This is a genomic window from Pseudomonas sp. 13159349, assembly GCF_013305685.1.
Taxonomy (GTDB): Bacteria; Pseudomonadota; Gammaproteobacteria; order Pseudomonadales; family Pseudomonadaceae; genus Aquipseudomonas; species Aquipseudomonas asiatica.
The window spans coordinates 5,610,656-5,636,903 of record NZ_CP045553.1 but is presented as its reverse complement, the minus strand read 5'-3'; the positions used below and the strand labels follow the sequence as shown (position 1 = coordinate 5,636,903).

General features: G+C 63.6%; 28 protein-coding genes. 10 read left to right on the top strand and 18 right to left on the bottom strand.

Annotation, left to right across the window (positions count from 1 at the left end):
• Positions 1 to 20: 20 nt before the first annotated feature.
• The 5 genes from GEV38_RS25840 to GEV38_RS25820 all read right to left on the bottom strand — a co-directional run bounded on the left by GEV38_RS25840 (position 21) and on the right by GEV38_RS25820 (position 6,223).
• Positions 21 to 1,394, bottom strand: coding sequence for a pitrilysin family protein (locus tag GEV38_RS25840; protein WP_015272161.1), 1,374 nt, complete (start codon positions 1,392 to 1,394; stop codon positions 21 to 23).
• The gene (locus GEV38_RS25835; RefSeq protein WP_015272160.1) at positions 1,387 to 2,688 is read right to left on the bottom strand and encodes a pitrilysin family protein; all 1,302 of its coding nucleotides are present in this window, start codon (positions 2,686 to 2,688) and stop codon (positions 1,387 to 1,389) included. The genes GEV38_RS25840 and GEV38_RS25835 overlap by 8 nt, the downstream gene beginning before the upstream one ends.
• 94 nt (positions 2,689 to 2,782) lie before the next feature.
• Positions 2,783 to 3,385 carry a 16S rRNA (guanine(966)-N(2))-methyltransferase RsmD gene (gene rsmD / locus GEV38_RS25830; RefSeq protein WP_015272159.1) on the bottom strand — a complete coding sequence of 201 codons (603 nt, stop codon included), beginning with the start codon at positions 3,383 to 3,385 and terminating at the stop codon, positions 2,783 to 2,785.
• Complete coding sequence (locus GEV38_RS25825) at positions 3,385 to 4,875, bottom strand: pitrilysin family protein (RefSeq protein WP_015272158.1); 1,491 nt, start codon at positions 4,873 to 4,875, stop codon at positions 3,385 to 3,387. The genes rsmD and GEV38_RS25825 overlap by 1 nt, the downstream gene beginning before the upstream one ends.
• The gene (locus tag GEV38_RS25820; RefSeq protein WP_015272157.1) at positions 4,868 to 6,223 is read right to left on the bottom strand and encodes a pitrilysin family protein; all 1,356 of its coding nucleotides are present in this window, start codon (positions 6,221 to 6,223) and stop codon (positions 4,868 to 4,870) included. Before GEV38_RS25820 ends, GEV38_RS25825 begins: the two co-directional genes overlap by 8 nt.
• Positions 6,224 to 6,453: 230 nt before the next feature.
• Between GEV38_RS25820 and ftsY the strand changes: the two genes are divergently transcribed.
• The 4 genes from ftsY to rpoH all read left to right on the top strand — a co-directional run bounded on the left by ftsY (position 6,454) and on the right by rpoH (position 10,624).
• The gene (gene ftsY, locus GEV38_RS25815; RefSeq protein ID WP_015272156.1) at positions 6,454 to 7,965 is read left to right on the top strand and encodes a signal recognition particle-docking protein FtsY; all 1,512 of its coding nucleotides are present in this window, start codon (positions 6,454 to 6,456) and stop codon (positions 7,963 to 7,965) included.
• Positions 7,966 to 7,967: 2 nt separating this feature from the next.
• Positions 7,968 to 8,639, top strand: coding sequence for a cell division ATP-binding protein FtsE (ftsE, locus tag GEV38_RS25810; RefSeq protein WP_013974630.1), 672 nt, complete (start codon positions 7,968 to 7,970; stop codon positions 8,637 to 8,639).
• The gene (ftsX, locus tag GEV38_RS25805) at positions 8,636 to 9,658 is read left to right on the top strand and encodes a permease-like cell division protein FtsX (RefSeq protein WP_013974629.1); all 1,023 of its coding nucleotides are present in this window, start codon (positions 8,636 to 8,638) and stop codon (positions 9,656 to 9,658) included. The genes ftsE and ftsX overlap by 4 nt, the downstream gene beginning before the upstream one ends.
• 111 nt (positions 9,659 to 9,769) lie before the next feature.
• The gene (gene rpoH, locus GEV38_RS25800) at positions 9,770 to 10,624 is read left to right on the top strand and encodes an RNA polymerase sigma factor RpoH (RefSeq protein ID WP_015272155.1); all 855 of its coding nucleotides are present in this window, start codon (positions 9,770 to 9,772) and stop codon (positions 10,622 to 10,624) included.
• A gap of 182 nt (positions 10,625 to 10,806) precedes the next feature.
• On the opposite strand, the gene mtgA is transcribed toward rpoH, so the two are convergent.
• Complete coding sequence (mtgA, locus tag GEV38_RS25795; protein ID WP_015272154.1) at positions 10,807 to 11,517, bottom strand: monofunctional biosynthetic peptidoglycan transglycosylase; 711 nt, start codon at positions 11,515 to 11,517, stop codon at positions 10,807 to 10,809.
• A 64-nt stretch (positions 11,518 to 11,581) separates the two neighbouring features.
• Between mtgA and GEV38_RS25790 the strand changes: the two genes are divergently transcribed.
• The 4 genes from GEV38_RS25790 (at position 11,582) to trmB (ending at position 13,837) form a co-directional block, all read left to right on the top strand.
• The gene (locus GEV38_RS25790; protein ID WP_015272153.1) at positions 11,582 to 11,953 is read left to right on the top strand and encodes a DUF423 domain-containing protein; all 372 of its coding nucleotides are present in this window, start codon (positions 11,582 to 11,584) and stop codon (positions 11,951 to 11,953) included.
• A 103-nt stretch (positions 11,954 to 12,056) separates the two neighbouring features.
• Positions 12,057 to 12,257 (top strand): sulfur carrier protein ThiS, encoded by a 201-nt coding sequence (gene thiS, locus GEV38_RS25785; RefSeq protein ID WP_003257817.1) that lies wholly within the window; start codon positions 12,057 to 12,059, stop codon positions 12,255 to 12,257.
• 53 nt (positions 12,258 to 12,310) lie between these two features.
• Entirely contained in the window at positions 12,311 to 13,105 is a 795-nt protein-coding gene (locus GEV38_RS25780; protein ID WP_015272152.1) for a thiazole synthase, read from the top strand.
• Positions 13,106 to 13,114: 9 nt separating this feature from the next.
• Positions 13,115 to 13,837, top strand: coding sequence for a tRNA (guanosine(46)-N7)-methyltransferase TrmB (trmB, locus tag GEV38_RS25775; protein ID WP_013974624.1), 723 nt, complete (start codon positions 13,115 to 13,117; stop codon positions 13,835 to 13,837).
• 798 nt (positions 13,838 to 14,635) lie between these two features.
• Here trmB and GEV38_RS25770 read toward each other — a convergent pair.
• The 9 genes from GEV38_RS25770 to GEV38_RS25730 form a co-directional block, all read right to left on the bottom strand.
• Positions 14,636 to 14,962 carry a DUF3392 domain-containing protein gene (locus tag GEV38_RS25770; protein WP_003257821.1) on the bottom strand — a complete coding sequence of 109 codons (327 nt, stop codon included), beginning with the start codon at positions 14,960 to 14,962 and terminating at the stop codon, positions 14,636 to 14,638.
• 9 nt (positions 14,963 to 14,971) lie between these two features.
• On the bottom strand, positions 14,972 to 16,147 hold the full coding sequence (gene hemW / locus GEV38_RS25765) for a radical SAM family heme chaperone HemW (protein ID WP_015272151.1): 1,176 nt from the start codon (positions 16,145 to 16,147) through the stop codon (positions 14,972 to 14,974).
• Positions 16,144 to 16,740 carry an RdgB/HAM1 family non-canonical purine NTP pyrophosphatase gene (rdgB, locus tag GEV38_RS25760; RefSeq protein ID WP_015272150.1) on the bottom strand — a complete coding sequence of 199 codons (597 nt, stop codon included), beginning with the start codon at positions 16,738 to 16,740 and terminating at the stop codon, positions 16,144 to 16,146. Before rdgB ends, hemW begins: the two co-directional genes overlap by 4 nt.
• A complete protein-coding gene (locus tag GEV38_RS25755; protein WP_013974622.1) occupies positions 16,737 to 17,171 on the bottom strand; it encodes a DUF4426 domain-containing protein in 435 nt (144 codons plus the stop codon). The genes rdgB and GEV38_RS25755 overlap by 4 nt, the downstream gene beginning before the upstream one ends.
• 22 nt (positions 17,172 to 17,193) lie before the next feature.
• Complete coding sequence (metW, locus tag GEV38_RS25750; protein ID WP_054572205.1) at positions 17,194 to 17,814, bottom strand: methionine biosynthesis protein MetW; 621 nt, start codon at positions 17,812 to 17,814, stop codon at positions 17,194 to 17,196.
• A 7-nt stretch (positions 17,815 to 17,821) separates the two neighbouring features.
• The gene (locus tag GEV38_RS25745) at positions 17,822 to 18,961 is read right to left on the bottom strand and encodes a homoserine O-acetyltransferase (protein WP_013974620.1); all 1,140 of its coding nucleotides are present in this window, start codon (positions 18,959 to 18,961) and stop codon (positions 17,822 to 17,824) included.
• Positions 18,962 to 19,060: 99 nt separating this feature from the next.
• Positions 19,061 to 19,651, bottom strand: coding sequence for a YggT family protein (locus GEV38_RS25740; RefSeq protein WP_013974619.1), 591 nt, complete (start codon positions 19,649 to 19,651; stop codon positions 19,061 to 19,063).
• Positions 19,652 to 19,661: 10 nt separating this feature from the next.
• Positions 19,662 to 20,480: a pyrroline-5-carboxylate reductase gene (gene proC, locus GEV38_RS25735; RefSeq protein WP_015272148.1), complete on the bottom strand. Its 819-nt coding sequence runs from the start codon at positions 20,478 to 20,480 to the stop codon at positions 19,662 to 19,664.
• 38 nt (positions 20,481 to 20,518) lie between these two features.
• Positions 20,519 to 21,205, bottom strand: a complete 687-nt coding sequence (locus tag GEV38_RS25730) for a YggS family pyridoxal phosphate-dependent enzyme (RefSeq protein WP_015272147.1) — start codon at positions 21,203 to 21,205, stop codon at positions 20,519 to 20,521.
• A 65-nt stretch (positions 21,206 to 21,270) separates the two neighbouring features.
• On the opposite strand from GEV38_RS25730, the gene GEV38_RS25725 reads away from it, so the two are divergent.
• The gene (locus GEV38_RS25725; RefSeq protein ID WP_015272146.1) at positions 21,271 to 22,269 is read left to right on the top strand and encodes a type IV pilus twitching motility protein PilT; all 999 of its coding nucleotides are present in this window, start codon (positions 21,271 to 21,273) and stop codon (positions 22,267 to 22,269) included.
• 127 nt (positions 22,270 to 22,396) lie between these two features.
• On the opposite strand, the gene GEV38_RS25720 is transcribed toward GEV38_RS25725, so the two are convergent.
• On the bottom strand, positions 22,397 to 23,032 hold the full coding sequence (locus tag GEV38_RS25720) for a C40 family peptidase (RefSeq protein ID WP_043935972.1): 636 nt from the start codon (positions 23,030 to 23,032) through the stop codon (positions 22,397 to 22,399).
• 166 nt (positions 23,033 to 23,198) lie between these two features.
• On the opposite strand from GEV38_RS25720, the gene GEV38_RS25715 reads away from it, so the two are divergent.
• Positions 23,199 to 23,618: a TM2 domain-containing protein gene (locus tag GEV38_RS25715; RefSeq protein ID WP_013974614.1), complete on the top strand. Its 420-nt coding sequence runs from the start codon at positions 23,199 to 23,201 to the stop codon at positions 23,616 to 23,618.
• Positions 23,619 to 23,764: 146 nt separating this feature from the next.
• On the opposite strand, the gene GEV38_RS25710 is transcribed toward GEV38_RS25715, so the two are convergent.
• Both GEV38_RS25710 and argS read right to left on the bottom strand, forming a co-directional pair.
• Positions 23,765 to 24,463 (bottom strand): SPOR domain-containing protein, encoded by a 699-nt coding sequence (locus GEV38_RS25710; RefSeq protein WP_003257831.1) that lies wholly within the window; start codon positions 24,461 to 24,463, stop codon positions 23,765 to 23,767.
• A 1-nt stretch (position 24,464) separates the two neighbouring features.
• Complete coding sequence (argS, locus tag GEV38_RS25705; RefSeq protein WP_013974613.1) at positions 24,465 to 26,201, bottom strand: arginine--tRNA ligase; 1,737 nt, start codon at positions 26,199 to 26,201, stop codon at positions 24,465 to 24,467.
• Between the last annotated feature and the right edge of the window lie 47 nt (positions 26,202 to 26,248).

Below are 26,248 nucleotides of genomic sequence, written 5' to 3'. Positions count from 1 at the left end.
ACAACGCCACTGTACCTGCGCTATTGGTCGGTGGCTGGCAGCGGTTGCTGGTCGACACGTGGGCCGACACTGACCAGCACCTTGCAGTTCAGGTCGAGCCGGCGCTGCATCACCGCACGGATATCTGCCGGGCTCAGCCTGCCGATGCGCTCGATGTAGCTGTTCAGGTGGTCTGCAGGCTGATGCTGCTGGGTGATCGCCGTGAGCAATGCTGCCAGGCTGTTGTTCTGCGCCACGCCACGCAGCAACTGCCCAGCCAGCTGTTTGCGCGCCAGCTGGAGCTCGGCCTGGGTTGGCCCTTGCTCCATGAAATCGCGCAGCAAGGCTGCTACAAGTTCCTGGGAGCCTTGCACGTACGGTGGCGCGATCTCCCACTCTATGGTGAACAGCCCGCCGGCACTCAACGGCGAAGCATGGCTGTAGATGCCGTAGGTCAACCCGCGACGTTGGCGCAGTTCCACCATCAGGCGCGATTCGAGGCCTGAACCCAACACTTCACTGGCCAGCACCAGGGCTGGGAATTCCGGGTCATTGGCGGGAACGTTCATGGGCAGAGCCAGCAGCACTGCACTGCTGGTGCCGGGCTGTTCGACGTTGATGGTTGCATGTGTCGCTACCGGGATGGCTGGCAGGTCAACGGCGGACCAGCCTTTCGGCAGGGCCTGGCTGATCTGTTGCGCGATGGCTTGCGCCTCGCTCAGGGCCAGGTCCCCGACAAGCACCATTTCCAGGTTGCTGGCGCTGTAGGCGCGTTGGTGGAATGCCCGCAAGTCTTCAGGGCTGACGGCGTCCACGCCTTGAATGGTGCTGCCCAGCGGGTTGCCATAGGGATGGCCCTGGAACAAATGGCGAAACGCCTCGCTGCGCGCCCTGAGCCTGGGGCGCCGTTCGCGTGATGCGTTGTGCTGCACGAGCTGGCGTTTGACCTTTTCCAGGGCAGGCGCGGGGAAAGCCGGGTTTGCCACGAGGTCGGTAAACAGGTCCAGGGCAGGTTCAAGTATCGTTTTCGTGCTCACGCTGCGCAGGCTCAGCGTTGCATGCTCCAGGCGTATCTGCTTTTCCATGATCGCGCCCAGGCGCTCCATGCCCTCAGCTTGCCGGGCGCTGGTGTAGCGCCTGCTGCCCTCGTCGAGCATGTACAGCGTCAAGGCTGCCAGGCCGGGTTGCAAGGTGTCCTGGGTCGTGCCGGCCTTGAACCGCAAGACCACATCGACGATAGGCAGCCCGCGGGCTTCTACGAACTTCACGCCTGTGCCTGCTTCGGTGGTCCACGCCTGCACCTGCGTCTGAAGGGTGTCGAGCTGGTCCAGATCAACCCCTTGGGCCGAGACCAGACCACTGTAACTTCCGTTGGCTACAGCCGGTTGCGGCATGCTCGCGATCTTGTCATTCATCGGTACTCTCCTTGTGGTGCATGAAGGTGATGGCCGCACGGGCATCAGTCAGGAACTCCAGCGCAACCAGGCCTACCTGCTCGGCTGTCACGGCTTCGATGGCTTGCCGCTCATCATCCAGGGCAACGGGGTCCAGACCGCAGGCGGCCTGTTTGCCGATGGCCTCTGCCTGTTTGCCGATGTCGTCCCTTTCGAACAGTTGCCTGGCCAGCAGGCGAGCCTTGGCGCGTTGAAGGTCTTCCTTGGAGGGGGCCGACTGGCGGAACGCTTCGATTTCCAGCATCAGCCTTTCGGCTGCGGCCTCCGGCGTAACCTGCGGGCTGCAGAACGCGTACAAGGTCAGCAGGCTGTCACCGCGCTGCCATGGCTCATAGGTCGCTCTCAAGCCCTGTAGCAGCGGAGTGTCCTGTACCAACAGGCGCTGCAGCGTGCTGGAGTGGCCTTCGGCAAGAATGTCCGGCAGCAGGCGCAGTGCGCAGGCGTGTGAGCCAGAGCGTGCGGTGCATTGGCTGGGAAGGTTGAAGCTGATGATCACGCCGGTGTACAGGCCATGCCAGCGAAGGGTCTGGCTGCGCCGAACTTGCCCAGAAGGCTTTATGGGTGTTTGCCGTGTTGGCAGGCGGTTGGCGGGGATCGCTGCAAAGTGCCGTGTCACCAGCTTTTGCAGCTGGGCCAGGGCAATGTCACCGGCCACGGCGAGCGTGGCGTTGTTGGGGTGGTACCAGGTCTGGTACCAGGTGCGCGCCGCCGCCGGGGTCATATGGCCGAGGTCGGTCTTGTGGCCGGTCACGGGGGTGCCATAGCCGCTGTTGCCATAGGCCAGCAACTGGTGATGTTCCACTGCCAGTGCCAAGGGGCTGTTGTCGATATCCTCGCGTCGCTCGGCCATGACTACTGCCAGTTCACGGGCAAAAGGTACTTCGCTGAGGGTGGCGCTGGCCATGACGTCGGCCATCGCCTCCAGGGCAATCTCCAGGCGGTTGCGTGGCAAAGTCAGCGGAAAGACCGTGGCATCGGCGTAGGTAAAGGCATTCGGGTCACCGCCCAGGCGGCTCATGAGGGCAGAATACTGGCCTGGAGCCAGTTTGCTGCTGCCTTCGAACAGCAGATGCTCCAGGGCATGGGACAGGCCGGTGTGGCCTTCAGGCTCGTAGCTGGAGCCTACGTGGTACCACAGCTGCACGCTGACCAGCGGCGCGCGGTTGTCTTCACGCAGGTAGACGCGCAGGCCGTTGGCGAGGGTAAAGCTGTGCACCGAGCCTGCCGGCGCGGGTGGGGCGGGGTGGTGGGTCATGGTTGAAGTGCTCCTGCAGGAATCGGAGGAGCAGCTTCAGCCAAGAAGGCGGCGGGTTTGTGGTAACTAAATACGGCAACCCAGGGTTACCGGATCAACCCCGTTGCCAAAGTGCGTAGTGCACCTGGCCGGTCTTTTTCTCGCGGTGCAGGCGCCAGTTGCCCGGCAACTGCAAGGTCGACGGTGCGGCCTCGCTTTCGGTGTAGACCCACGCCTGTTCGCGCAACCACTGGTTCTGTTCCAGCAGGTTGCAGGTGTCGGCCAGCAGGTCCTGGTGGAACGGTGGGTCAAGGAACACCACATCGAACTGCTGCTTGGCTGGGCCTTGCAGATAACGTAGGGCGTCGGTCTGCAGGATCTGCCCGCGCGGGCAGCGCAGTATCTCGAGGTTGTTCTTCAGGTTGGCGATGGCCGCCGGGTTGCTGTCCAGCGCGACCGCGTCCTCGGCCCCGCGGGACAGGGCTTCGAGCACCAGGGCGCCGCTGCCGGTGAAGGCGTCCAGCACGCGGGCTCCCTCGATATAGGGTGCCAGCCAGTTGAACAGGGTTTCGCGCACGCGGTCGGGCGTTGGCCGCAGGCCTTCTCCATCCGGCACCGACAGGCGGCGGCTGCGCCATTCGCCGGCGATGATGCGCAGGTGGCCCTGGCCCTTGCTTTGGCCGGGTTGCGGGCGGGCGGGAGGGGTGGATCTTGGCATTAGTGCTCCGGTACCCCGAGCGGCTGCTCGGAGGGCTTGTCAGTGGGGGCAGGCAGCGGTTTCTGTGGCACTTTCGGGCCCACGGTAACCATCACCAGTTTATCCGCTGACAGGTGTTTGTTCATGGCTGCTTTGACCTGCTCGACGGTGAGTGCCTGGGACTGCTGCATGAAGTCCTCCAGCCAGGTCAGCGGCAGATTGTAGAAACCGATGGCGCCCAGTTGGCCGACGATACTCGCATTGCTTGCATTGGACAGTGGGAAACTCCCAGCCAACTCGCGCTTGGCGTCGTCCAGTTCCTGCTGGGTGGGGCCGGTCTTGAGGTAATCAGCGAGAATGCTCTGTACCAGCTTGAGCGTACCTTCGCTGAGCTCGGCACGGGTTTGCAGGTTGATCATGAACGGGCCACGCACCTGCATCGGGCTGAATACCGAGTACACGCCGTAGGTCAGGCCGCGCTTCTCGCGCACCTCGCTCATCAATCGGGTACCGAAGGAACCCCCACCGAGAATCTGGTTGCCCAGCGATAGCGCTGGCCAGTCCGGATCCTGGCGGTCGATACCCAGGGCGGCGAGCATAAGGTGTGTCTGCGTGGACGGAAAATCGATGTGGTTGAGGCTTGGGTAGGTTTCAGCAGGTTGGGCCGGTGCTGCCAGTGCCGGGCCCTTGGGCAGGCCGGCGGATACCTGGGTGGCGATGCTTTCGGCCTCGCTACGGCTGAGGTCGCCGACCAGGGCAATGACTGCGTTGCCGCCGGTGTAGGCCTTGGCATGGAAAGCGCGCAGCTGTGCCAGGCTGATGGCATTGATGCTCTCGGCGGTGCCGTCGCTTGGGTGAGCGTAGGGGTGGTCGCCGTAGAGATTGGCGAACAATGCCTTGCTGGCGACCTTGCCGGGGTTTTGCTTCTCGTATTCGAAGCCGGCGAGCATCTGGTTCTTGATGCGCTTGAGGGCGTCTTCAGGGAAGGTCGGCTTGCCAGTCACTTCGGTGAACAGCTTGAGCGCCGGTTCACGCTTGTCCTTGGCGCTGAGGCTGCGCAGCGAAGCCACGGCCATATCGCGGTAGGAGCCGTTGCCAAAGTCGGCGCCCAGGCCCTCGAAGCCTTCGGCGATGGCAGTCACATCCTTGCCGGCCACGCCTTCGTTGAGCATGGCGTTGGTCAGGGCGGCCAGGCCTGGCGTGCCGCCATCCTGGCTGCTGCCGGCGGCGAAGGTGATGCGCAGGTCGAACATCGGCAGTTCGCGGGCCTCGACGAACAGCACGCGGGCGCCTTCTGCAGTGTTCCAGTGCTGTATGTTCAACTGGCGCCGGCTGGGCGCCTTGCCATCCAGTTCGGCCAGTGACTGCAAGGTATTGGCCGGGCGTGCCGCGTTGCTGTCGGCTTTGGCGGCATTGTCAGCCATGGCCGGGGCGGCCAGCACCGCCGCCAGCGCCAGGGCGCGGATGCCCGTGGTCAGCAGGGTTGGGCGTGGTACGCGGCGATTACTCATGAGCGGACTCCTCGGGCAGTACATGGGCAACGCTCAGGCGTTCGCGGGTGAAGTAGGTACGCGCGGCGTTCTGGATATCCTGCGGAGTAACGCGCTTGAGCTCATCCAGCTCGCTGTCGATCAGCTTCCACGACAGGCCGACGGTTTCCAGCTGGCCGATGGTAGTGGCCTGGCTGCTGATGGAGTCGCGGTCGTAGACCAGGCCGGCAATGACCTGGGCGCGTACGCGCTCCAGCTCTTCGGCGCTGGGCGGGGTGGTCTTGAGCTCATCAAGCAGCTGCCAGATGCCTTTCTCGACATCGGCGAGGGTTTTTTGCTTCTGCACGTTCGGCGTGGCCGAGATCAGGAACAGGCTGTCGCCGCGGGTGAAGGCGTTGTAGCTGGACGAAGCGCCGGCCACCAGTTCCTGGCCGCGTTCCAGGCGTGCCGGCATGCGGGCGCTGTAGCCGCCGTCGAGCAATGCCGAGATCAGGCGCAGGGCATGCACCGTACGCGGATCCTTGGCGGTGGGCAGGCCAGGTACGTTGAAACCGTAGATCAGGCTCGGCAACTGGGTGCGCACGTGCAGCGTCAGCTGGCGCTGGCCTGGTTGGACCAGCTCGAGCGGCAACTTGGCCGGTGGCACGGCGCGTTTGGGGATGCTGCCGAAGTACTTCTGCGCCAGGCCCTTGACCTCATCGACGGTGACATCGCCGACCACCACCAGGGTGGCGTTGTTGGGGGCGTACCAGGATTCGTACCAGTGGCGCAGTTCCTCGACCTTCATGCGCTCCAGGTCGGCCATCCAGCCGATGGTCGGGGTATGGTAGCCGCTGGCCGGGTAGGCCATGGCGCGGAACAGCTCGAACGCCTTGGAGTTGGGCTGGTCGTCGGTGCGCAGGCGGCGTTCTTCCTTGATCACCTCGATTTCGCGGCTGAATTCGTCAGCGGGCAGGCGCAGGCTGGCCAGGCGGTCGGCCTCCAGCTCCAGGGCCACCGGCAGGCGGTCGCGGGCCAGCACCTGGTAATAGGCGGTGTAGTCGTCGCTGGTGAAGGCGTTTTCTTCGGCGCCAATGTCACGCAGGATGCGCGAGGCCTCGCCGGGGCCGACCTTGGCGCTGCCCTTGAACATCATGTGTTCCAGCGCGTGTGACAGGCCGGTCTGGCCAGGGGTTTCGTAGCTGGAGCCAACCTTGTACCAGATCTGCGAGACCACCACCGGGGCGCGATGGTCCTCGCGCACGACTACTTTCAGGCCGTTGTCGAGGATGAATTCATGGGTGGGTTGCACATCGGCGGCGAAGGCCGCGAGCGGCAGGCAGAGCGTGCCGAGCAACAGGCCAGCGGCGCGGCGGGCTAGAGCATTCATACGGTGTTTAACCTGTTCGGCGGCCCGCTGGTTTAGCGTCGGCGGGCCAGGAGGTGCTAGGATACTGATCCGGTTGCCTGGCGACCATGCCTGTCGCCGTTCTGGCCCGCAGGACACTAAGACAAAACGTTGCGCATGAACCAGCCGGCTTCAAGATAGTCTGTTCTGCGTAGAGAGAATTCCCGATGCGCCATAGCTGGCCCATCGCTACCCTGAGATAGCCGTCTTCCATGTTTGGTTCCAACGACGACAAAAAAGCGCCAGCCGAGGCTGGTGAGAAGAAAGGCCTGTTCAGCTGGTTTCGCAAGAAGCCGCAGCAACCTGTGGCAACGGGCGTGCCCGCGAATGAACCCCCAGCCGTCGAGCAGCCTGCAGCCGCTCCGGTCGAAGGGGCTACCGCCGAAGCGCCACAGGCCCCTGAACCCGTTCAGGCCCCTGCGGCCCCACAGCTGACAGAACCGCAGCAGGTCGCCGCACCCGTCCAATCCCCAGTGGTCGAGGCCCCTGTCCCCGAACCGGTTGCTTCCCAGCCGTTGCAGGCCCCTGAACCCGAGCCGGTCGCTTCCCAGCCGCTGGTGGCACCTGCACCGCAGCCGGTCGCGTCGATGCCCTTGCAGGCGGCCCCGATCGAGGCGGCCCCGGTCGTCGAACCGGCCGCGCCGGTCAGCAACCTGGTGCTGCCGGTTGCTGAAGAGCCCGTGGCCCTGGTGCCGGATCTGGAGCCGAAAGCGCCGCCCGCCATCCCGGAACGCCCTGCACCAGAGCCTGTTGCCCCTGTGGCTGCAGCCCCGGTCGCCGTGCAGGCCGAACAGGCCAAGCCCGGCTTCTTCGCCCGCCTCAAGCAGGGCCTGTCGAAGACCAGCGCCAGCATCGGCGAGGGCATGGCCAGCCTGTTCCTGGGCAAGAAAGTCATCGATGACGACCTGCTTGACGAAATCGAAACCCGACTGCTGACCGCCGACGTTGGCGTGGAAGCCACTTCCACCATCGTCCAGAACCTGACCCAGAAGGTTGCCCGCAAGCAGCTGGCCGACGCCGATGCTCTATACAAGTCGCTGCAGGAAGAACTGGCTGCGCTGCTGCGCCCGGTCGAGCAGCCGCTGGTGGTGCAGGCGCAGAACAAGCCCTATGTGATCCTGGTGGTCGGTGTGAACGGCGCCGGCAAGACCACCACCATCGGCAAACTGGCCAAGAAGCTGCAGCTCGAAGGCAAGAAAGTGATGCTGGCTGCTGGCGACACCTTCCGTGCTGCTGCGGTCGAGCAACTGCAGGTGTGGGGCGAGCGTAACCAGATCCCGGTGATCGCCCAGCACACCGGCGCCGACTCCGCTTCGGTGATCTTCGATGCCGTACAGGCCGCCAAGGCCCGTGGCGTCGACGTGCTGATCGCCGACACCGCTGGCCGCCTGCACACCAAAGACAACCTGATGGAAGAGCTGAAGAAGGTCCGCCGGGTCATCGGAAAGCTCGACGCCGAGGCGCCGCACGAGGTGCTGCTGGTACTCGATGCGGGCACCGGCCAGAACGCCATCAGCCAGGCCAAGTACTTCAACCAGAGCGTCGAACTGACCGGCCTGGCCCTGACCAAGCTGGACGGCACTGCCAAGGGCGGGGTGATCTTCGCCCTGGCCAAGCAGTTCAAGCTGCCGATCCGCTTCATCGGTGTCGGTGAAGGCATCGACGACCTGCGTACCTTCGAAGCCGAGCCGTTCGTCAAGGCTCTGTTCGCCGAGCGAGACTGAACATGATCCGATTCGAACAGGTTGCCAAGCGCTATCCCAATGGTCATGTGGGTTTGCATGAGCTGAGTTTCCGGGCGCGCCGGGGCGAATTCCTGTTCGTCACCGGCCACTCGGGCGCGGGCAAGAGCACCTTGCTGCGCCTGCTGCTGGCCATGGAGCGCCCGACCAGCGGCAAGCTGATGCTGGCCGGGCAGGACCTGGGCCAGATCAGCAACTCGCAGATCCCGTTCCTGCGTCGGCAGATCGGCGTGGTGTTCCAGAACCACCAGCTGTTGTTCGACCGCACGGTGTTCAACAACATCGCCTTGCCGCTGCAGATTCTCGGCCTGTCCAAGGCCGAGGTCGCCAAGCGCGTGGACTCGGCGCTGGAGCGAGTGTCGCTGGCCGACAAGGGCGAGCTGTTCCCGGCCGACCTGTCCACCGGGCAGCAGCAACGGGTGGGCATCGCCCGCGCCATCGTTCACCAGCCGGCCCTGCTGCTGGCCGACGAACCCACCGGTAACCTCGACCCGCGCCTGGCCGCGGAGATCATGGGGGTGTTCGAGGACATCAACCGCCTGGGTACCACGGTATTGATCGCCAGCCACGACCTGGCACTGATTGCGCGCATGCGCCACCGCATGCTGACCTTGCAGCGCGGCCGCTTGATCGGCGATGGGGAGGCCGGGCAATGAGCACTACACGTACGCCGAAGGTTTCCGAGCGGGTTGCGCCGAAGCCGGCCGACCCGCAACCGGCGAAGAAAAAGCACGACGACGATGACGGCCCGGATTTCCGCACGCTGCTGCATGCCTGGCTGGAAAGCCACCGTGCCAGCATGGCCGACAGCCTGCGCCGGCTGGGCAAGCAGCCGATCGGCAGCTTCTTCACCTGCCTGGTGATGGCGGTGGCGCTGAGCATGCCCATGGGCCTGTCATTGCTGCTGAAGAACGTCGAGAAGCTTGGCGGCTCGTGGCAGCGCGCCGCACAGATCTCGCTATACCTCAAGCTCGATGCCGGTAGCCGCGAAGGCGAGGCGCTGCGCGACGAGATCAAGGGCATGCCCGGCGTGGCCGACGCTCAGTATGTCAGCCGCGAGCAGGCGCTGGAGGAGTTCCAGCAACAGTCTGGCCTGGGCGAAGCCCTGCGTGAACTGCCTGACAACCCGCTGCCCGGCGTAGTGGTGGTGACCCCGACCGAAGTCGACAAGCCGGCCCTGGAAGCCTTGCGTCAGCGCCTGTCGGAGCTGCCGCGGGTGGAGGTGGCGCAACTCGACCTGGTATGGGTCGAGCGCCTGGCGGCCATCCTCAAGCTGGGTGACCGCTTCGTCTTCGGCCTGGCCGTGATGCTGATTTCTGCCCTGCTGTTAGTAATCGGTAACACAATTCGTCTACATATTGAAAACCGCCGTACCGAGATCGAAGTGATCAAGCTGGTCGGTGGTACAGACGCCTACGTACGCCGGCCTTTCCTTTACATGGGCGCACTGTATGGCCTGGGTGCAGGGGTGATTGCTTGGGGTATTCTGGCGTTTGGCCTGAACTGGCTGAACGAGGCGGTGGTAGGGCTTTCCGGGCTGTACGGCAGCGACTTCGCCCTGGGTGGGGTGCCGGCGTCCGATGGTCTGTCGCTCTTGATCGGAGCGGTGCTGTTGGGGTATATCGGTGCATGGATCGCAGTGGCTCGTCATCTGAACGAGCTGGCGCCGCGATAGTTTTTACGTGCCAGCATTGACAAATTATTCACCATGGAACTTGTACCGTCGTTCCAGGTCAATGTTGGCAGCGCCCACAAGGCGCAAGTTCTGTAAGTCGGAGGTTCTTGAATGACCACATCGTTGCAACCTGCCTATGCCCTGGTACCTGGTGCAAACCTGGAAGCCTACGTGCACACGGTCAACAGCATCCCGCTGCTGACTGTCGAGCAGGAGCGTGATCTGGGCGAGCGTCTCTATTATGAGCAGGATGTCGAGGCCGCTCGTCAAATGGTGATGGCCCACCTGCGTTTCGTCGTACATATCGCCCGTAGCTATGCCGGCTACGGGCTGGCCCAGGCCGACCTGATCCAGGAAGGCAACGTCGGCCTGATGAAAGCCGTCAAGCGCTTCAACCCGGAAATGGGCGTGCGCCTGGTGTCGTTCGCCGTGCACTGGATCAAGGCAGAGATCCACGAGTTCATCCTGCGCAACTGGCGCATCGTCAAGGTGGCCACCACCAAGGCCCAGCGCAAGCTGTTCTTCAACCTGCGCAGCCAGAAGAAGCGTCTGGCCTGGCTGAACAATGACGAAGTGCACCGCGTGGCGGAAAGCCTGGGCGTGGAGCCGCGTGAAGTGCGCGAGATGGAAAGCCGCCTCAGCGGCCAGGACATGGCGTTCGACCCGGCAGCGGAAGCTGACGACGACAGTGCCTTCCAGTCGCCTGCGCATTACCTGGAAGACCACCGTTACGACCCGGCAGTGCAGCTGGAGGATGCCGACTGGAGCGACAACTCCACCAGCAACCTGCACGAAGCACTGCAAGGGCTGGACGAGCGTAGCCGCGACATTCTCTACCAGCGCTGGTTGGCGGAAGAGAAGGCCACGTTGCATGAGCTGGCGGACAAGTACAGCGTTTCGGCTGAGCGGATTCGCCAGCTGGAGAAGAATGCGATGAACAAGGTCAAGGCGCTGATCGCGGTCTGATCGAGCCCTGGCTGCAAGGAAAAGCCGCTGGCCCGCATAGGGTGAGCGGCTTTTTTTTGGCCGGGGGATTTTGGGGCCGCTTTGCGGCCCTTTCGCGACACAAGGCCGCTCCTACAAGAGACAGCGATCCCCTGTAGGAGCGGCCTTGTGTCGCGATGGGCTGCGCAGCAGCCCCAAAAGGCTCAAAGTTTGCGCGAAGTGTCGAGCTGCATCAGGTAGCTGGGCCCACCCAACTGGCTCATCTGCCGGCGAATCCAGCCGGCACGGCTGGCCACATAGGCGCTCGGCCGGCTGGCGCTCCACTTGATCGGGCTCGGCAGCACCGCCGCCAGCTGCGCCGCCTGCTGGCGGCTAAGCCGGCTGGCATCGACGCCAAAGTGGTAGCGCGCTGCCGCCTGGGCGCCAAACACACCTTTGCCCCATTCGGCACTGTTCAGGTAGACCTCGAGAATCCGCTCCTTCGACCAGAACAGCTCGATCAACGCGGTGAACCAGGCCTCCAGGCCTTTGCGGAACCAGCTGCGCCCGGACCACAGGAACAGGTTCTTGGCCACCTGCTGGGTCAGGGTGCTGGCACCGCGAATGCTGCCGCCGCGCTCGTTGTAGGCCAGCGCTGCCTGGATGGCCGGGATGTCGAAGCCCCAGTGGTTGGCGAACTTCTGGTCCTCGCCGGCAATGACCGCGACCTTGAGGTCGTCGGAGATGTTCTCCCACGGCTCCCAGTCGCGCTGCAGGTCGATCGGCTCGCCATTCACCCAGGACTGCACCTTGCGCTCCACCATCAGCGCCGTACCGGGTGGTGGGACCCAGCGGAACACCAGTACCAGCACAATGCTGCCGGCAGCGAACCAGAGCAGGGCGCGAGAGAGGCGGCGGAGAAGGGTTGGCAGCATGGCGATGGCTTGGCCGTACGGGTGGAAGGGGCCATTATACAGACCCGATCCAAGGAGTCGTCCCATGCTTCGCAGCTTCCTGATGCTTGCCGCCTTTTTCGGCTTCACCGGTGTCGCCCTGGGCGCTTTCGCCGCCCATGGCCTGAAAAGCCGGCTGACGGCCGACTATCTGGCGATCTTCCAGACTGGTGTGACATACCAGTTGGTGCATGCCTTGGCGATCTTCGCTGTCGCCGTGCTCTCGGTGCACCTGCCAGGGCGCCTGGTCGGCTGGGCTGGCGGCCTGTTTGCCGTGGGGATAGTGCTGTTCTCCGGTAGCCTGTACCTGCTGACCCTCAGCGGCCTGGGCAAGCTCGGCATCATCACCCCGATTGGTGGCCTGTGCTTCCTCGCCGGCTGGCTGTGCCTGGGCCTGGCAGCCTGGCGGCTCGGTTGACCGGGTGGTCCACAATCACGACTAATGGTGTGCAGCGCCCTTGGGTTGCAGGGCGGTTCAGCGCTAGAATGCGGGCCCCCAAAGAACAATGGTGGCCGTGCGCATGCGCATTCAACTGAACGGTGAACCTTACGAATTGCCCGCTGGCGAAAGTGTCGCGGCCCTGCTGGCCCGCCTGGAGCTGACCGGGCGCCGCGTCGCGGTGGAACTGAACCTGGATATCGTGCCGCGTAGCCAGCACGACAGCACGCTGTTGAACGACGGCGATCAGGTCGAGGTGGTCCACGCCATCGGTGGCGGCTGATTCTGGCCGGCGATTCACCTGCAAGCCCAGCAACCTTTTCCCGAGGAACAACCATGAGCAACGTTCGTAGCGACAAGCCCTTCACCCTGGCCGGGCGTACTTTCCAGTCGCGCCTGCTGGTCGGTACCGGCAAGTACCGTGACATGGAAGAAACCCGCCTGGCCATCGAAGCCTCGGGTGCCGAAATCGTCACCGTAGCCGTGCGCCGCACCAACATTGGCCAGAACCCGGGCGAGCCGAACCTGCTCGATGTGCTGCCTCCGGACCGCTATACCATCCTGCCGAACACCGCTGGCTGCTACGACGCGGTCGAAGCCGTGCGCACCTGCCGCCTGGCCCGCGAACTGCTGGATGGCCACAACCTGGTCAAGCTGGAAGTACTGGCCGACCAGAAAACCCTGTTCCCCAATGTGATCGAAACCCTCAAGGCCGCCGAAGTGTTGGTCAAAGACGGTTTCGATGTGATGGTCTACACCAGCGATGATCCGATCATCGCCCGCCAGTTGGCCGAAGTCGGCTGCATTGCGGTCATGCCGCTGGCTGGCCTGATCGGTACCGGCCTGGGTATCTGCAACCCCTACAACCTGCAGATCATCCTGGAAGAGTCCAAGGTGCCGGTGCTGGTGGATGCTGGTGTGGGTACTGCGTCCGACGCCACCATCGCCATGGAAATGGGCTGCGAAGCTGTGCTGATGAACTCGGCCATCGCCCACGCCCAGCAGCCGGTGCTGATGGCCGAGGCCATGAAGCACGCCATCGTCGCCGGTCGCATGGCCTACCTGGCCGGCCGTATGCCGAAGAAACTCTATGCCAGCGCCTCTTCGCCGCTGGATGGTCTGATCAAGTAAGAGCCCCTGATGACTGAATCGCACGATACGCCGATCACCCCCGACGGCGAAGCCCGCCCGCACCGCCGCATCAAGAGTTTCGTGATGCGCGCCGGGCGCATGACCGAAGGCCAGCAACGTGGCCTGGAGCAGGGCGGCCCGCTGTACATCCTGCCGCTGGCCGACAGCCCGGTGGACTACGACCAGGTGTTCGGCCGCTCGGCGCCGCGCACCCTGGAGATCGGCTTCGGCATGGGCCATTCCCTGCTGGAAATGGCTGCTGCCGCGCCTGAACAGGACTTCATTGGTGTGGAAGTACACCGCCCGGGTGTTGGTGCGCTGCTCAACGGCGTGCTGACCCAGGGCCTGAAAAACCTGCGGGTATATGACTGCGATGCCATCGAAGTGCTGAACCGCTGCGTGGCGGACAACAGCCTCGACCGCCTGATGCTGTTCTTCCCCGACCCATGGCACAAGGCGCGCCACCACAAGCGCCGCATCGTCCAGCTGGAGTTCGCTGAACTGGTACGGCGCAAGCTCAAGCCCGGTGGCGTGTTCCACATGGCCACCGACTGGGAACCGTATGCCGAGTACATGCTGGAAGTGATGAGCGCTGCCCCGGGCTATCGCAACCGTGCGGCCGACGGTACTTACGTGCCACGGCCGGAAGAACGCCCGATCACCAAGTTCGAGCGCCGCGGCGAGCGGCTGGGGCATGGGGTTTGGGATTTGAAGTTCGAGAAGGTGGATTGACCGGCTGATACGGCCTTTCGATTTGCCGATGCCTGCAGAAATGCAGGCGAAAAAAAACCGCCTTTGAAAGGGCGGTTTTTTATGTGAGCAACAGGACTGAGTATCCTTCGCTCTGAGGTTTCACAGAAAACCCTCACACAGTTGGCTGATCATAGGCAGCGTAGCGGGGGAACGTCAATGCTCAGAAATATCCGGCATCACGTGTGTCGGAGCGGTTAACAGTCTTGGGTGAGCATTCCAAGTATCATCGCGCTGCTCCTGTGTGGATGAAATCAGTGATGGGCCGGGTAGGAGAAGAATTCTGCTTTCCGGTCCCTTCGACACGGCCTGAGAACCGTGCCGGTGCACCTCTTCGAAGGGCCATTGACCTGGCCACTTCACAGAAGACTCTCACACAGTTTTCGAAGGCATCGAAGTGCCGGTTAGATGCTGGAAGATTGGCCCGCCAACACGGAGGCCAAGGCATATGAAGCGTTTGCTTGATGCGCTGAGCCGCGTTTGGACGTTCATCCGGATTTTGACTGTGCTCAAGACCGTTCGGGACTTCATGCGCGATCACTTCGATGATGCCCGGTAAGGGCTAGTCAGGTGGTAGGGCTGCCCTGATTCTCCGGGGCAGCTTTTACAACCCATCTCTGTACTCGCCAGATTACGCGGTCATTGTAGGAGCGACCTTGTGTCGCGATGGGCCGCGTAGCGGCCCCAGGATGTCAGCGGTGAGGCAGCAATTGCTGGGGCCGCTTTGCGGCCCTTTCGCGACACAAGCCGCTCCTGCAAGGTTCAGTGCAAGGCCGTGGTTCAGCCCCGTCGATCCGCCACCACCCCGATCAGCACCAGTACCACCAGCAACACCGGCGCCAGCGCGTAGTTGTTGAACTGGCTCAGCCCTTTCACCACCCAAGGCGTGGCATAGATCAGCGCCGCACCGCTGCCGATCATCACCAGCAAGGCCATGAACGGTACGCGCAGGGCGCCCGCCAGGCCGCCCAGGCGTTGTTCCACCCAGCCCTTGATATCGGTGCCGAACAGCACCAACAGGCAGCCTACCAAGGCCAGTGAAATCTCCGACAGGTTGCTGCGGCTCCAGCGAGAAACCGTCGCGAGCAGATCAAGTACCAGATCCATGGGTCATCCTTAGGTCAAGAAATACTGCAGCAGGTCATTGAGGAACAACTGGCCCCTCGGCGTGGCCACCAGTTGATCCGGTTCGACCTGCAAAAGGCCCTTTTGTTCGGCCGCGCGGCGTGCCTCGCGCAGTTGTGCCAGCGGCAAACCGGTGCGTTGGGTGAACAGTTCGGCTTCCACCCCATCGGTCAGGCGCAGGGCATTCATCAGGAACTCGAACGGCAGCTCGTCGACTGGCAGCAGCTTTTCGCCGGCCTTGAACGGCTTGGCCAGGTTCAGGTAGTCCTTGGGCAGGCGAGTTTTCCAGGTGCGTAGGATGCGCCCGTCGGCGAAGGTCAGCTTGCCGTGGGCACCAGCGCCGATGCCGATGAAGTCGCCAAAGCGCCAGTAGTTGAGGTTGTGCCGGGCAGCGCGCCCCGCTTGGGCATAGGCCGAGACTTCGTACTGGCGGAAGCCGTGTTCGGCCATCAGTGCCTGGCCGGCCTCCTGGATATCCCAGAGGATGTCGTCCTCGGGCAGCTCGGGCGGCTGGTTCCAGAACACCGTGTTCGGCTCCACGGTCAGCTGGTACCACGACAGGTGCGTCGGCCCCAGGTCGATGGCCTGGCGCAGGTCGCCCAGCGCGTCGTCGAGCGACTGGTCGGGCAGGCCGTGCATCAGGTCCATGTTGAAGTTGTCGAAGCCGGCGGCGCGCGCCATGCCGGCGGCGCGGACCGCTTCATCGCCATTGTGGATACGCCCCAGCGCCTGCAGTTTGGCTGGCTGGAAGCTCTGCACACCGATGGACAGACGATTGATACCGGTTTGCCGGTAGGCCTTGAACTTGTCCTGCTCGAACGTGCCCGGGTTGGCCTCCAGGGTGATTTCGATGTCCGGCGCAAACGGGATACGTTGTTCCACGCCACGCAGCAGCCGGCCAAGGGCGTCGGCACTGAACAGGCTGGGGGTACCGCCGCCGAAGAAGATCGAGCTGATCGGCCGGCCTTGCACGGCAGCCAGCTCCTGGTCGAGGTCGGTCAGCAGGGCGGCGACGTAGGCATCTTCCGGCAGTTCAGGCCCGGCAGCGTGGGAGTTGAAGTCGCAGTAAGGGCATTTGCGTACGCACCACGGGATGTGGATGTACAGCGCCAGCGGCGGCAGGCTGGTGAAACCCGCCGCGCCGGGGTTGGACAGCGTTTCGATCATGCCAGGCCCAGACGTTGGCGCAGCAGGGCCATGGCGCGGGCGCGGTGGCTGAGCTGGTTCTTGTCCACAGGGGCCAGGTCGGCGCTGGAGCAGCTGCGCTCCGGTACCCAGAACAGCGGGTCGTAGCCAAAGCCGTGCTCGCCACTGGCCTCGAACATGATGCGCCCGTGCCACAGGCCTTCGCACAGGATCGGCAGCGGGTCGTCAGCATGGCGCACCAGTGCCAGGACGCAGACGAACTGAGCACCGCGCTCGGCTTCAGGCACGTCTTTCAGTGCTTCGAGCAGCTTGGTATTGTTCGCCGCATCACCCTTGCCGTCGGCATAGCGCGCCGAGTAGATGCCCGGCGCGCCGCCGAGGAAGTCCACCGCCAGGCCAGAATCGTCGGCCAGGGCCGGCAGGCCGGAAATGCGTGCGGCGTTGCGCGCCTTGAGGATGGCATTCTCGACGAACGACAGGCCGGTTTCTTCCGGCTCGACCTGACTGAACTCGCCGATCGAGCGCAGTTGCACGGACGCGCCGAGCATGGCCTGGAGTTCCTTGAGTTTGCCGGCGTTGTGGCTGGCCAATACGAGTTGCTGGAAATTCATCATTCGCCTGGGAACACTTCCTGGTTGAAACTGAGGGAGTTGCTGATACCGCCGGTTTCGATATTCAGGTCGAAGGTGACGGTTTCTGGCTGGTCGATCTTGAACTGGGCGATGTAGTACACCGCGCCCTGTTCGGTGATCTGCTTGAACGACAGCGGGCTGCTGCGCCCGGTCAGGTCCTTGACCGTGCCGCTGACCACCGCCATGGCGGGTTTGTTGGCCTTGAGCACGGCGATGTTGAGTACGCCCTGGTTCTTGCTGCGTACCAGGCCGGTGGCTGCGGCCACCTCCGGTGTCAGCATGCTCGAGGTGAACGCGCTGTAGTGCACCGTCACGTCGCCAAACACTTCCTTGCGCTCGGGACGGGCAGCATCGGCAGCCAGTACCGGCAGGGCCAGGCACAGGCTGATCAGGAACAGGGCTAGGCGACGCATGGGGTGATTCCTCCGGTGGGCGTCAGACCGCGAGCTGATGTTCTTGCAGGCCCGGGCTGCTGACACGGTAGATGCCGATCTCACCTAGAAGATTAGGCCAAAGCCGGCCACCCCACCCGTTGCGGTGCAAGTGGTCGACCGCCAGGCGGTCTAGCACCTTGGCGCGGCGCTCGTGGCACAGCTCTTCGAAGTCGGCAAAGGTGCAGAAGTGGATGTTCGGCGTGTTGTACCAGGTGTACGGCATGAAGTCCGAAACCGGCATGCGGCCTTTGGTCGTCAGGTACCAGCGGCAACGCCAGTGGCCGAAGTTGGGGAAGGTGATGATGCACTGGCGGCCCACGCGCAGCATCTCGTCGAGGATGCGGTCGGGGTACTCCACGGCCTGCAGGGCCTGGGTCATGATCACCACGTCGAAACTGTTGCTGGCGAAGTTGCCCAGGCCCTTGTCCAGGTCCTGCTCGATGACGTTGACGCCCTTGGCCACACAGGCCGCGATGTTGTCGGCGTCGATCTCCAGGCCATAGCCGGTGACCTGCTTGCGGTCGCGCAGCGAGGCCAGCAGTTCGCCGCTGCCGCAACCCAGGTCGAGTACCCGGCTGCCGGCGGGGATCCAGTCGTGGATGATTTCCAGATCGGCTCTCATGCTGTCCTCAGATGGCAATGCGGTTCATGTAGTTCGAGAAACCCTGCATGTAGCGAGGCGTGGGGATCAGGAAGGCATCGTGCCCGTAAGGCGAGTCGATCTCCAGGTAGCAGACATTCTTGCGCGCGGCCATCAGGGCGTCGACGATCTCGCGCGAACGGGCCGGGGAGAAGCGCCAGTCGGTGGTGAACGACATGATGCAGTAATCCGCCTTGACGTGGGCCAGGGTGGCTGCCAGGTCGCCGCCCTGGGCGGCGGCGGGGTCGAAGTAGTCCAGCGCCTTGGTCATCAGCAGGTAGGTGTTGGCGTCGAAGCGCCCGGAAAATTCCTCGCCCTGGTAGCGCAGGTAGCTCTCGACCTGGAATTCGACGCTGTGGAAGTCGTAGTTGAGCTTGTCGCTCTTCAGCTCGCGGCCGAATTTTTCACCCATCGAGTCATCCGACAGGTAGGTGATGTGGCCGACCATGCGCGCCAGCATCAGGCCACGCTTGGGGATCACGCCCTGGTCCTGGAATGAACCGCCGTGGAATTCGGGGTCGGTGAGGATGGCCTGGCGTGCCACTTCATTGAAAGCGATGTTCTGTGCCGACAGCTTGGGAGCCGAGGCGATGTCGACGCAATGGCGCACACGCTCGGGGTAGCTGATGGTCCACTGCAGCGCCTGCATGCCACCCAGGCTGCCACCGACCACGGCGGCCCACTGCTGGATGCCCAGGCGCTCGGCCAGGCGCACCTGGCTGTGCACCCAGTCTTCCACGGTCAGCACCGGGAAGTCAGCGCCGTAGGGCTTGCCGGTGGCCGGGTTGATGCTGCTGGGGCCGGTGCTGCCGTTGCAGCCGCCCAGGTTGTTCAGGCTGACCACGAAGAAGCGGTTGGTGTCGATCGGCTTGCCAGGGCCGATACAGCTGTCCCACCAGCCCGGCTTGCGGTCGGTGGCGGCATGGTAGCCAGCGGCATGGTGGTGGCCGGAGAGGGCATGGCAGATCAGCACGGCGTTGCTCGCGCTGGCGTTCAGGGTGCCATAGGTCTCGTAGACCAGTTCGTAACTGGCCAGGGAGCGACCGCAGGCCAGGGCCAGCGGTTCATCGAATCGGGCGGTTTGCGGTACTACCAGACCGACGGAATCTTCGGGAAAGACAGTGGACATCGACCCTGCTCACGCTTGACGGAGGCGTAAGTCTAAAGAGCGCTACCCCCAGCGGCAAGCAGAGGCTTGTCGCTGGAAGCAACCAGAGTCAGCTGGGGCTCAGATCATCCGCCATAGCTCTTGTGGCATGCCGGCGTAGGCGGCCAGCGGCGGCATGACGAACGACTGGATTACCTGGATCGCGAGGAAGGCGAAGATCGGCGAGATGTCCATGCCGCCCAGGTTGGGCACGATGCGGCGGAACGGTGCCAGCACCGGTTCACTGATCTGGTAGGCCAGCTCAGCCGCCGGGTTGTGGCTGTTGGGAGCAACCCAGGACACGATCACCATGACGATCATCGCGACCCAGAAAATCTTCAGGAACAGCGAGGTGATACCGATGATGGCCCACATCAGCAGGTGCAGGATGTCACCGAAGGTCCCGTAGGTGACCATCAGCACGAAAGCCATCAGCAGCGCCTGGATGACCACCGACAACAGCAGCGACGAGGTATCCAGCCCACCAACGCTGGGGATGACTCGGCGAATCGGCTTGAGCAGCGGCTGTGTGGCGCGCACGGCGAACTGGCACAGCGGGTTGTAGAAGTTGGCCTTGACCAGCTGCAGGACAAAGCGCAGCAGGACGATCACCAGGTACAGGCTGACCAGGGTTTGCACCACGAAGATCGCGGCGCCGGACAGTGCATTCATCTGAAGCTCCTTATTTGCCCAGTTGTTCGGCCAGCTCGGCGGAACGTGTAGCCGCAGCCTGCAGCGCCTGTTCGACGATGGCTTCGAAGCCGCTGGCCTGGAACGACTTGATCGCCGCTTCGGTAGTGCCTGCAGGCGAGGTGACTCGGCGGCGCAGTTCGGCAGCATCGACATCGCTGGCAACCGCCATGCGTGCGGCGCCCAAGGCAGTCTGCAGGGTCAGCTGGGAGGCAGTTTCACGTGGCAGGCCAAGCTTTTCGCCTGCCGCGGTCATGGCTTCGATCAGCAGGAAGAAGTACGCCGGGCCGCTGCCGGAGACTGCCGTCACGGCGTCCAGTTGCTGCTCCTGCTCGAGCCACAGGGCGGTGCCCACGGCCGACAGCAGTTGCTCGGCCTGCTGGCGTTGTTCGCTGGATACTTCCGCGGTGGCGTACAGGCCGCTGACGCCCTGGCGCAGCAGTGCCGGGGTGTTGGGCATGCAGCGCACCACCGGGCGAGCGCCGACCCAGCTTTGCAGGCTGGCGCAGGTGATGCCGGCGGCAATGGAAACGATCAGCTGGCCTTCCTGCAGGTTCGGTTGCAGGGACTGGCATACGGCTTTCATGACCTGCGGCTTGACCGCCAGCACGATGACGTCGGCGCCATCGATGGCCTGGGCGTTGTTCTCGAAGGTTTCGATGCCGTGCTCGGCCTGGATGCGGCTGCGGGTCTCGGCGCCCGGGTCGCTGGCGCGGATCTGCGAGGCGTCCAGGCCCTGGGCACGCAGACCACCGATCAGGCTGGCGGCCATGTTGCCGGCGCCGATAAAGGCAATACGAGTCTTGCTCATGTCAGGTCCTTGTAGGAAAGAGTGAGTAAAGCATGGAATCAGGGCTGCCCGTAATCGCGGGCACCGAACAGGGCGGTACCGATACGCACCCAGGTCGCACCCTGTGCAATGGCCGCTTCCAGATCGTGGCTCATGCCCATGGACAGGGTGTCCAGACCAAGGCCGAGGCCTTCCTGCAACTGGCGCAGGGTGGCGAAGGCGGCTTCCTGGGCGGCGCGGTCATCAGTGGGTTCGGGAATGGCCATCAGCCCGCGCAGGCGAAGGTTGGGCAGTGCGGCTACCGCTTTGGCCAGGGCCGGCAGGTCGGCAGGGGTGCAGCCGGATTTGCTGTCTTCGCCGCTGACGTTCACCTGCAGGCAGATGTTCAGTGGTGGCAGACCGGCCGGGCGCTGCTCCGAGAGGCGTTGGGCGATTTTCAGGCGGTCCACGGAATGTACCCAGTCGAAATGCTCGGCGATGGCTTTGGTCTTGTTCGACTGGATGGGGCCGATGAAGTGCCAGATCAAGGGCAGGTCGCCGAGTGCCTGCTGCTTTGTCAGCGCTTCCTGTAGGTAGTTTTCCCCGAGATCGCATACGCCGGCGGCGTGGATTTCGCGGATGGCGCTGGCTGGCTTGGTCTTGCTCACGGCCAGCAACTGGACGCTGGCCGGATCACGCCCGGCAGCCTGGGCAGCGCTGGCGATACGGGCGGAAATAGCGGAAAGGTTGTCTGCTAGGGTGGACATGGACTGATGCCGGCGGCTGGAGGGTTTGCGGCATTCTACCTACTTGAAGGCCTTTGGGGAGTCTCATGGATGTGACCGACCTGTTGGCCCGGGCCGTGGATGCGGGGGCTTCCGACCTGCACCTGGCGGCGGGCCAGTTACCGATGTTGCGCCTGGATGGCGAGCTGCAGCGCATGGCCCTGCCGACCTTGGGCCCGGCGACCTTGACCAAGGGCATGGCACCCTTGCTGGATGAAGACCAGCGCCGACAGTGGGCCCAGGGTGATGAGCTGGACCTGGCGCTGGAATTGCCGGCGCTAGGGCGCTTTCGGCTGAATCTGTTTCGCCAGTTGCACGGCCCTGCGGCCACCTTTCGCCTGATCCCGGGGCATATAGCCACGCTCGATGAACTCGACCTGGTCGATGTGTTTCAAGCTGTTGCGCAGTGCCGAGATGGCTTGATCCTCGTCGGTGGGCCGACCGGCAGTGGCAAGTCCAGCACCTTGGCGGCACTGCTCGACCAACTGAACCGAGATCGTGCTCTGCATATCATCACCCTTGAGGACCCTGTCGAAGTTATCCACAGCAGCCAGCGCAGCCTGGTCAACCAGCGTGAGGTCGGCCGCCATTGCGGTGGGTTCGCCCAGGGGCTGCGCAGTGCCCTGCGCCAGGACCCGGATGTGATCATGATCGGTGAGCTGCGCGACCTGGAAACCATTCGCCTGGCCTTGCGTGCGGCTGAGACCGGGCACCTGGTACTGGCGACCGTGCATACCCGTTCGGCGGTGAGCAGTGTTGACCGGTTGGTGGAGGTGTTCGCTGCCGAAGAGAAGCCGTTGGTGCGGGCGATGCTGGCCGAGTCGTTGCGCCTGGTGGTAGCGCAGGTGCTGGTCAGGCGCGCGGGCGGAGGGCGGGTTGCTGCGCGGGAAGTGCTGGTGGTGACGTCAGCGGTGCGTAACCTGGTTCGGGAAGGGCGAATGGCGCAGTTGTGTTCGGTGATGCAGGCGGGTGGTGCGGACGGGATGCGGACGATGGAAGGGGCGATGCGAGGGTTGAAGGAGAGGGGGCTGATCAGCGATCTATAGTGCCTGTGCTGGCCCTTTCGCGGGTAAACCCGCTCCCACATGGATAACACAGCCTTCGAATGCTGTGGTGTACCTGTGGGAGCGGGCGTGCCCGCGAAGAGGCCGATACAGGAGAGCGCCGATCAGATCAGCGCTTGGCCAGGCTCAGTTGCTGCTGTTCTTTCGGCAGCACTCGCTTGGCCACCACGTAATGCTTCTGCCAGTAAGGCTTGCTCAGGGTGTCGATGCTCACCCGCTTGCCACGGCGTGGAGCATGGATGAAGCGGTCGTTGCCCAGGTAGATGGCAACGTGGTTCACCCGACGGCTCTTGATGTTGAAGAAGATCAGGTCGCCTGGCTTCAGGTCACCCTTGGCCACCTTGATGCCGTGGCCCTGGGCCATGGCATTGGAGGTGCGCGGCAGGTCGACGTCGGCGACGTCGTTGAAGGCGTATTTGACCAGCCCGCTGCAGTCGAAGCCTTTCTTCGGGCTGCTGCCGCCCCAGACATAAGGGGTGCCGAGCACATTTACCGCGCGGCTGAGCACATCGCTGCTCTGCTTCGGCGACATGGCGGCGACTGGCGCACCGGGCACGCTGCGGCTGATGGCGGCATTGCTTGGGCGGGTGCGCAGCGCGGTCTGCTTGACTGGTGCGTGTCTTACCGAGGCATTGGTGGTGTAGCCGGTAAAACCATTGGGAAGACGTTGCTCACGATTGGTGGCGTGGGCGGCCAGGGGCAATAATAGGCAGAGGGTCAGCCATGTCTTGAGTAAAGGCGGCATAGATGAAGCTCTTATGAATAGTTATGTGTTGGGCGCGCAACTTTATAACAGCTTTTTGATCAATCTTTGATCCGTTGGTCGATTGTCCAGGTGCCGTACGTCGGCCTGCGACAAGAAAGTCACATTTTTTCTTAGAAAATTTTCGGATAACCCACGGGGGCTATGAATGAACAGTTATCAACAGGGGGCGCCGTTTCACGACACCCACAGCAAGACCATTGGCTACCTGCTATGGATTTTCGGCTTTACCGGGTCGCATCGTTTCTATTACGGCAAGCCCGTAACCGGCACCATCTGGTTCTTCACCCTGGGCCTGCTGGGCATCGGCTGGTTGATTGACCTGTTCCTGATCCCGTCCATGGACCGTGAAGCTGACCTCCGGTTCCAGTCCGGGCGCATTGACTACAACATCGCCTGGATCCTGCTGACCTTCCTAGGGGTGTTTGGTCTGCACCGGCTGTATCAGGGCAAGTGGATCACCGCAATCATCTACTTCTTTACCGGCGGGCTGTTCCTGGTGGGGGTTCTGTATGACTTCTGGACGCTGAACAGCCAGGTTTCCGAGCGGAATGCGGGGCGGGGTTGAGTTCACATGGGGGCTGCTTTGCAGCCCTATCGCGACACAAGGCCGCTCCTACAGGGGGCGCGTAAACCCGACTTTCAGGTTTACCCGCACATTGTAGGAGCGGCCTTGTGTCGCGATAGGGGCGCAAAGCGCCCCCCGAACGCAGGTTACTGACGGGTCTGCCGCTGTTGCAGCAGCAGGTTGCTGAAACCTGCCCCGGCCAACTGCTTCTGCGCCCCGGTCAGCTGCTCGCGGTTGCTGAACGGGCCCACTAGCACGCGGTACCAGGTTTCGTCCTTGACCGTGCCCGACTCTACCTTTACCGACTGCCCCAGCAGGATGATCTGCGCGCGCACCTTGTCAGCATCGGCCTGCTTGCGGAACGAGCCGGCCTGCAGGAAGAACTGGGTGGTCGCCGCCGGCTTGATGACTGGCGGTGCCGGTGGCGGTGTCTGGCCCATCAATGCTGCCTGGGCTCGCGCCGTGTCGATCTTTGCCGCTTCGGCTGGCGTCACCGGGGTCACCGGCTGGGCCGGGACGGGTGGTGTCTTCTCTGGTACGGCCTCCGGCGGCACGATCACCTCGGACTCCGGCAGCAGCGTGTAGAAGTCGTACTTCGGCTTCACAGGCTGCTGCGGAGTGGGCTGCGCCGACTTGCCGGCTTCGGCCACTTTGTCCGCTTTCTGCTGCTCCGGCTTGGTGCGCTTGATGTCTTCGCCACCAGGCTCGAGCTTCATCAGGAACACGATGAACGCGCCTACGGTCAGGCCGACCGCCAGCCATACCCAACCGGGAATCGGCTGCTTGGCCGGCGCCGTCTGGCGGCTGGCGCCGCGTTTGGGTGCAGGTTTTTTCTTGGCAGCCAACTTACATGCGCTCCAGGGTTTCCAGGCCGAGCAGTTCCAGACCTTGCTTGAGGGTGCGGCCGGTCAGGGCCGCCAGGCGCAGGCGGCTCTGCTGCTGCTGCGGGGTTTCGGCGGCAAGGATCGGGCAGTTCTCGTAGAAGCTGGAGAACAGGCCGGCCAGGTCGTACAGGTAGCTGCACAGCACGTGCGGCGTGCCCTTGTCGGCGACGTTGTTGAGGATTTCGCCAAACTGCGCCAGGCGCGCGGCCAGGTCCTGCTCGTGGGCAGCCTGCAGCACGATGTTGCCGTCGACTTCATCGAAGCCCTTGCCCAGTTTGCGGAATACGCCGGCCACGCGGGTGTAGGCGTACAGCAGGTAAGGCGCGGTGTTGCCTTCGAAGTTGAGCATCAGCTCGAAGTTGAAGCTGTAGTCGCTGGTGCGGTGCTTGGACAGGTCGGCGTACTTCACTGCGCCGATGCCAACCACTTCGCCGATGTGGCGCAGTTCTTCGTCGGCCAGGCTCGGGTTCTTTTCCTTGACCAGCGCGTAGGCGCGTTCCTTGGCCTCGGTGAGCAGGTCGATCAGCTTCACGGTACCGCCGTCACGGGTCTTGAACGGGCGGCCGTCGGCACCGTTCATGGTGCCGAAGCCCATGTGCTCCATCTGCATCGGGTGGCCCACGAAGCCTGCGCGGCGTGCAACTTCGAACACCTGGTTGAAGTGCAGGGCCTGGCGCTGGTCGACGAAGTACAGGGCGCGGTCTGCCTTGAGCACGTTGCTGCGGTAGCGCACGGCAGCCAGGTCGGTGGTGGCGTACAGGTAGCCGCCGTCGGCCTTCTGCACGATCACCGGCAGTGGCTCGCCTTCGCTGTTCTTGAACTCGTCGAGGAACACGCACTGGGCGCCCTGGTCTTCGACCAGCAGCCCCTTGGCCTTGAGGTCGGCGACCACGTTGGCCAGGTCGTCGTTGTAGGCGCTTTCACCCATCACGTCGGCCATGGTCAGCTTGACGTTGAGCAGCTCGTAGGTCTTCTGGCAGTGCGACAGCGAAATGTCCTTGAAACGCGTCCACAGGGCCATGCAGTCCGGGTCGCCGGCCTGCAGCTTGACCACCAGGCCGCGGGCGCGGGTGGCGAATTCTTCGGATTCGTCGAAGCGCTTCTTGGCGGCGCGATAGAAGTTTTCCAGGTCCGACAGCTCGTCGCTGGTGATCGGGTTTTCTTCCAGGTAGGCCAGCAGCATGCCGAACTGGGTGCCCCAGTCGCCCACGTGGTTCTGGCGGATCACGTCATCGCCGAGGAACTCCAGCACGCGCGCCACGCTGTCACCGATGATGGTCGAACGCAGGTGGCCGACGTGCATCTCCTTGGCCAGGTTGGGTGCCGACATGTCGATCACAACCTTTTGCGCAGGGCCGGCCTTGCGGGCGCCCAGGTGGGCGTCGGCCAGTGCGGCATCCAGGCGGTTGGCCAGGGCGTCGGTGTTCTGGAAGAAGTTGAGGAAGCCGGGGCCGGCGATCTCGACCTTGCTGATGTCGGCGCTGGCCGGCAGGGCATTGATCAGTTTCTCGGCCAGGTCGCGCGGCTTCATGCCGGCCGGCTTGGCCAGCATCATGGCGATGTTGCTGGCGAAGTCGCCGTGGGTCTTGTCCCGGGCGTTTTCCACCTGGATCGCCGGCGACAGCCCTTCAGGCAGCACACCGTCGGTGACGAGTTGGGTGAGGGCTTGCTGGATCAGCTGGCGAATGGTGTCTTTCATGGGGATCTCTTTTCGACCGCAAGCGCGGTGGAGCGCTTGGATGCGCA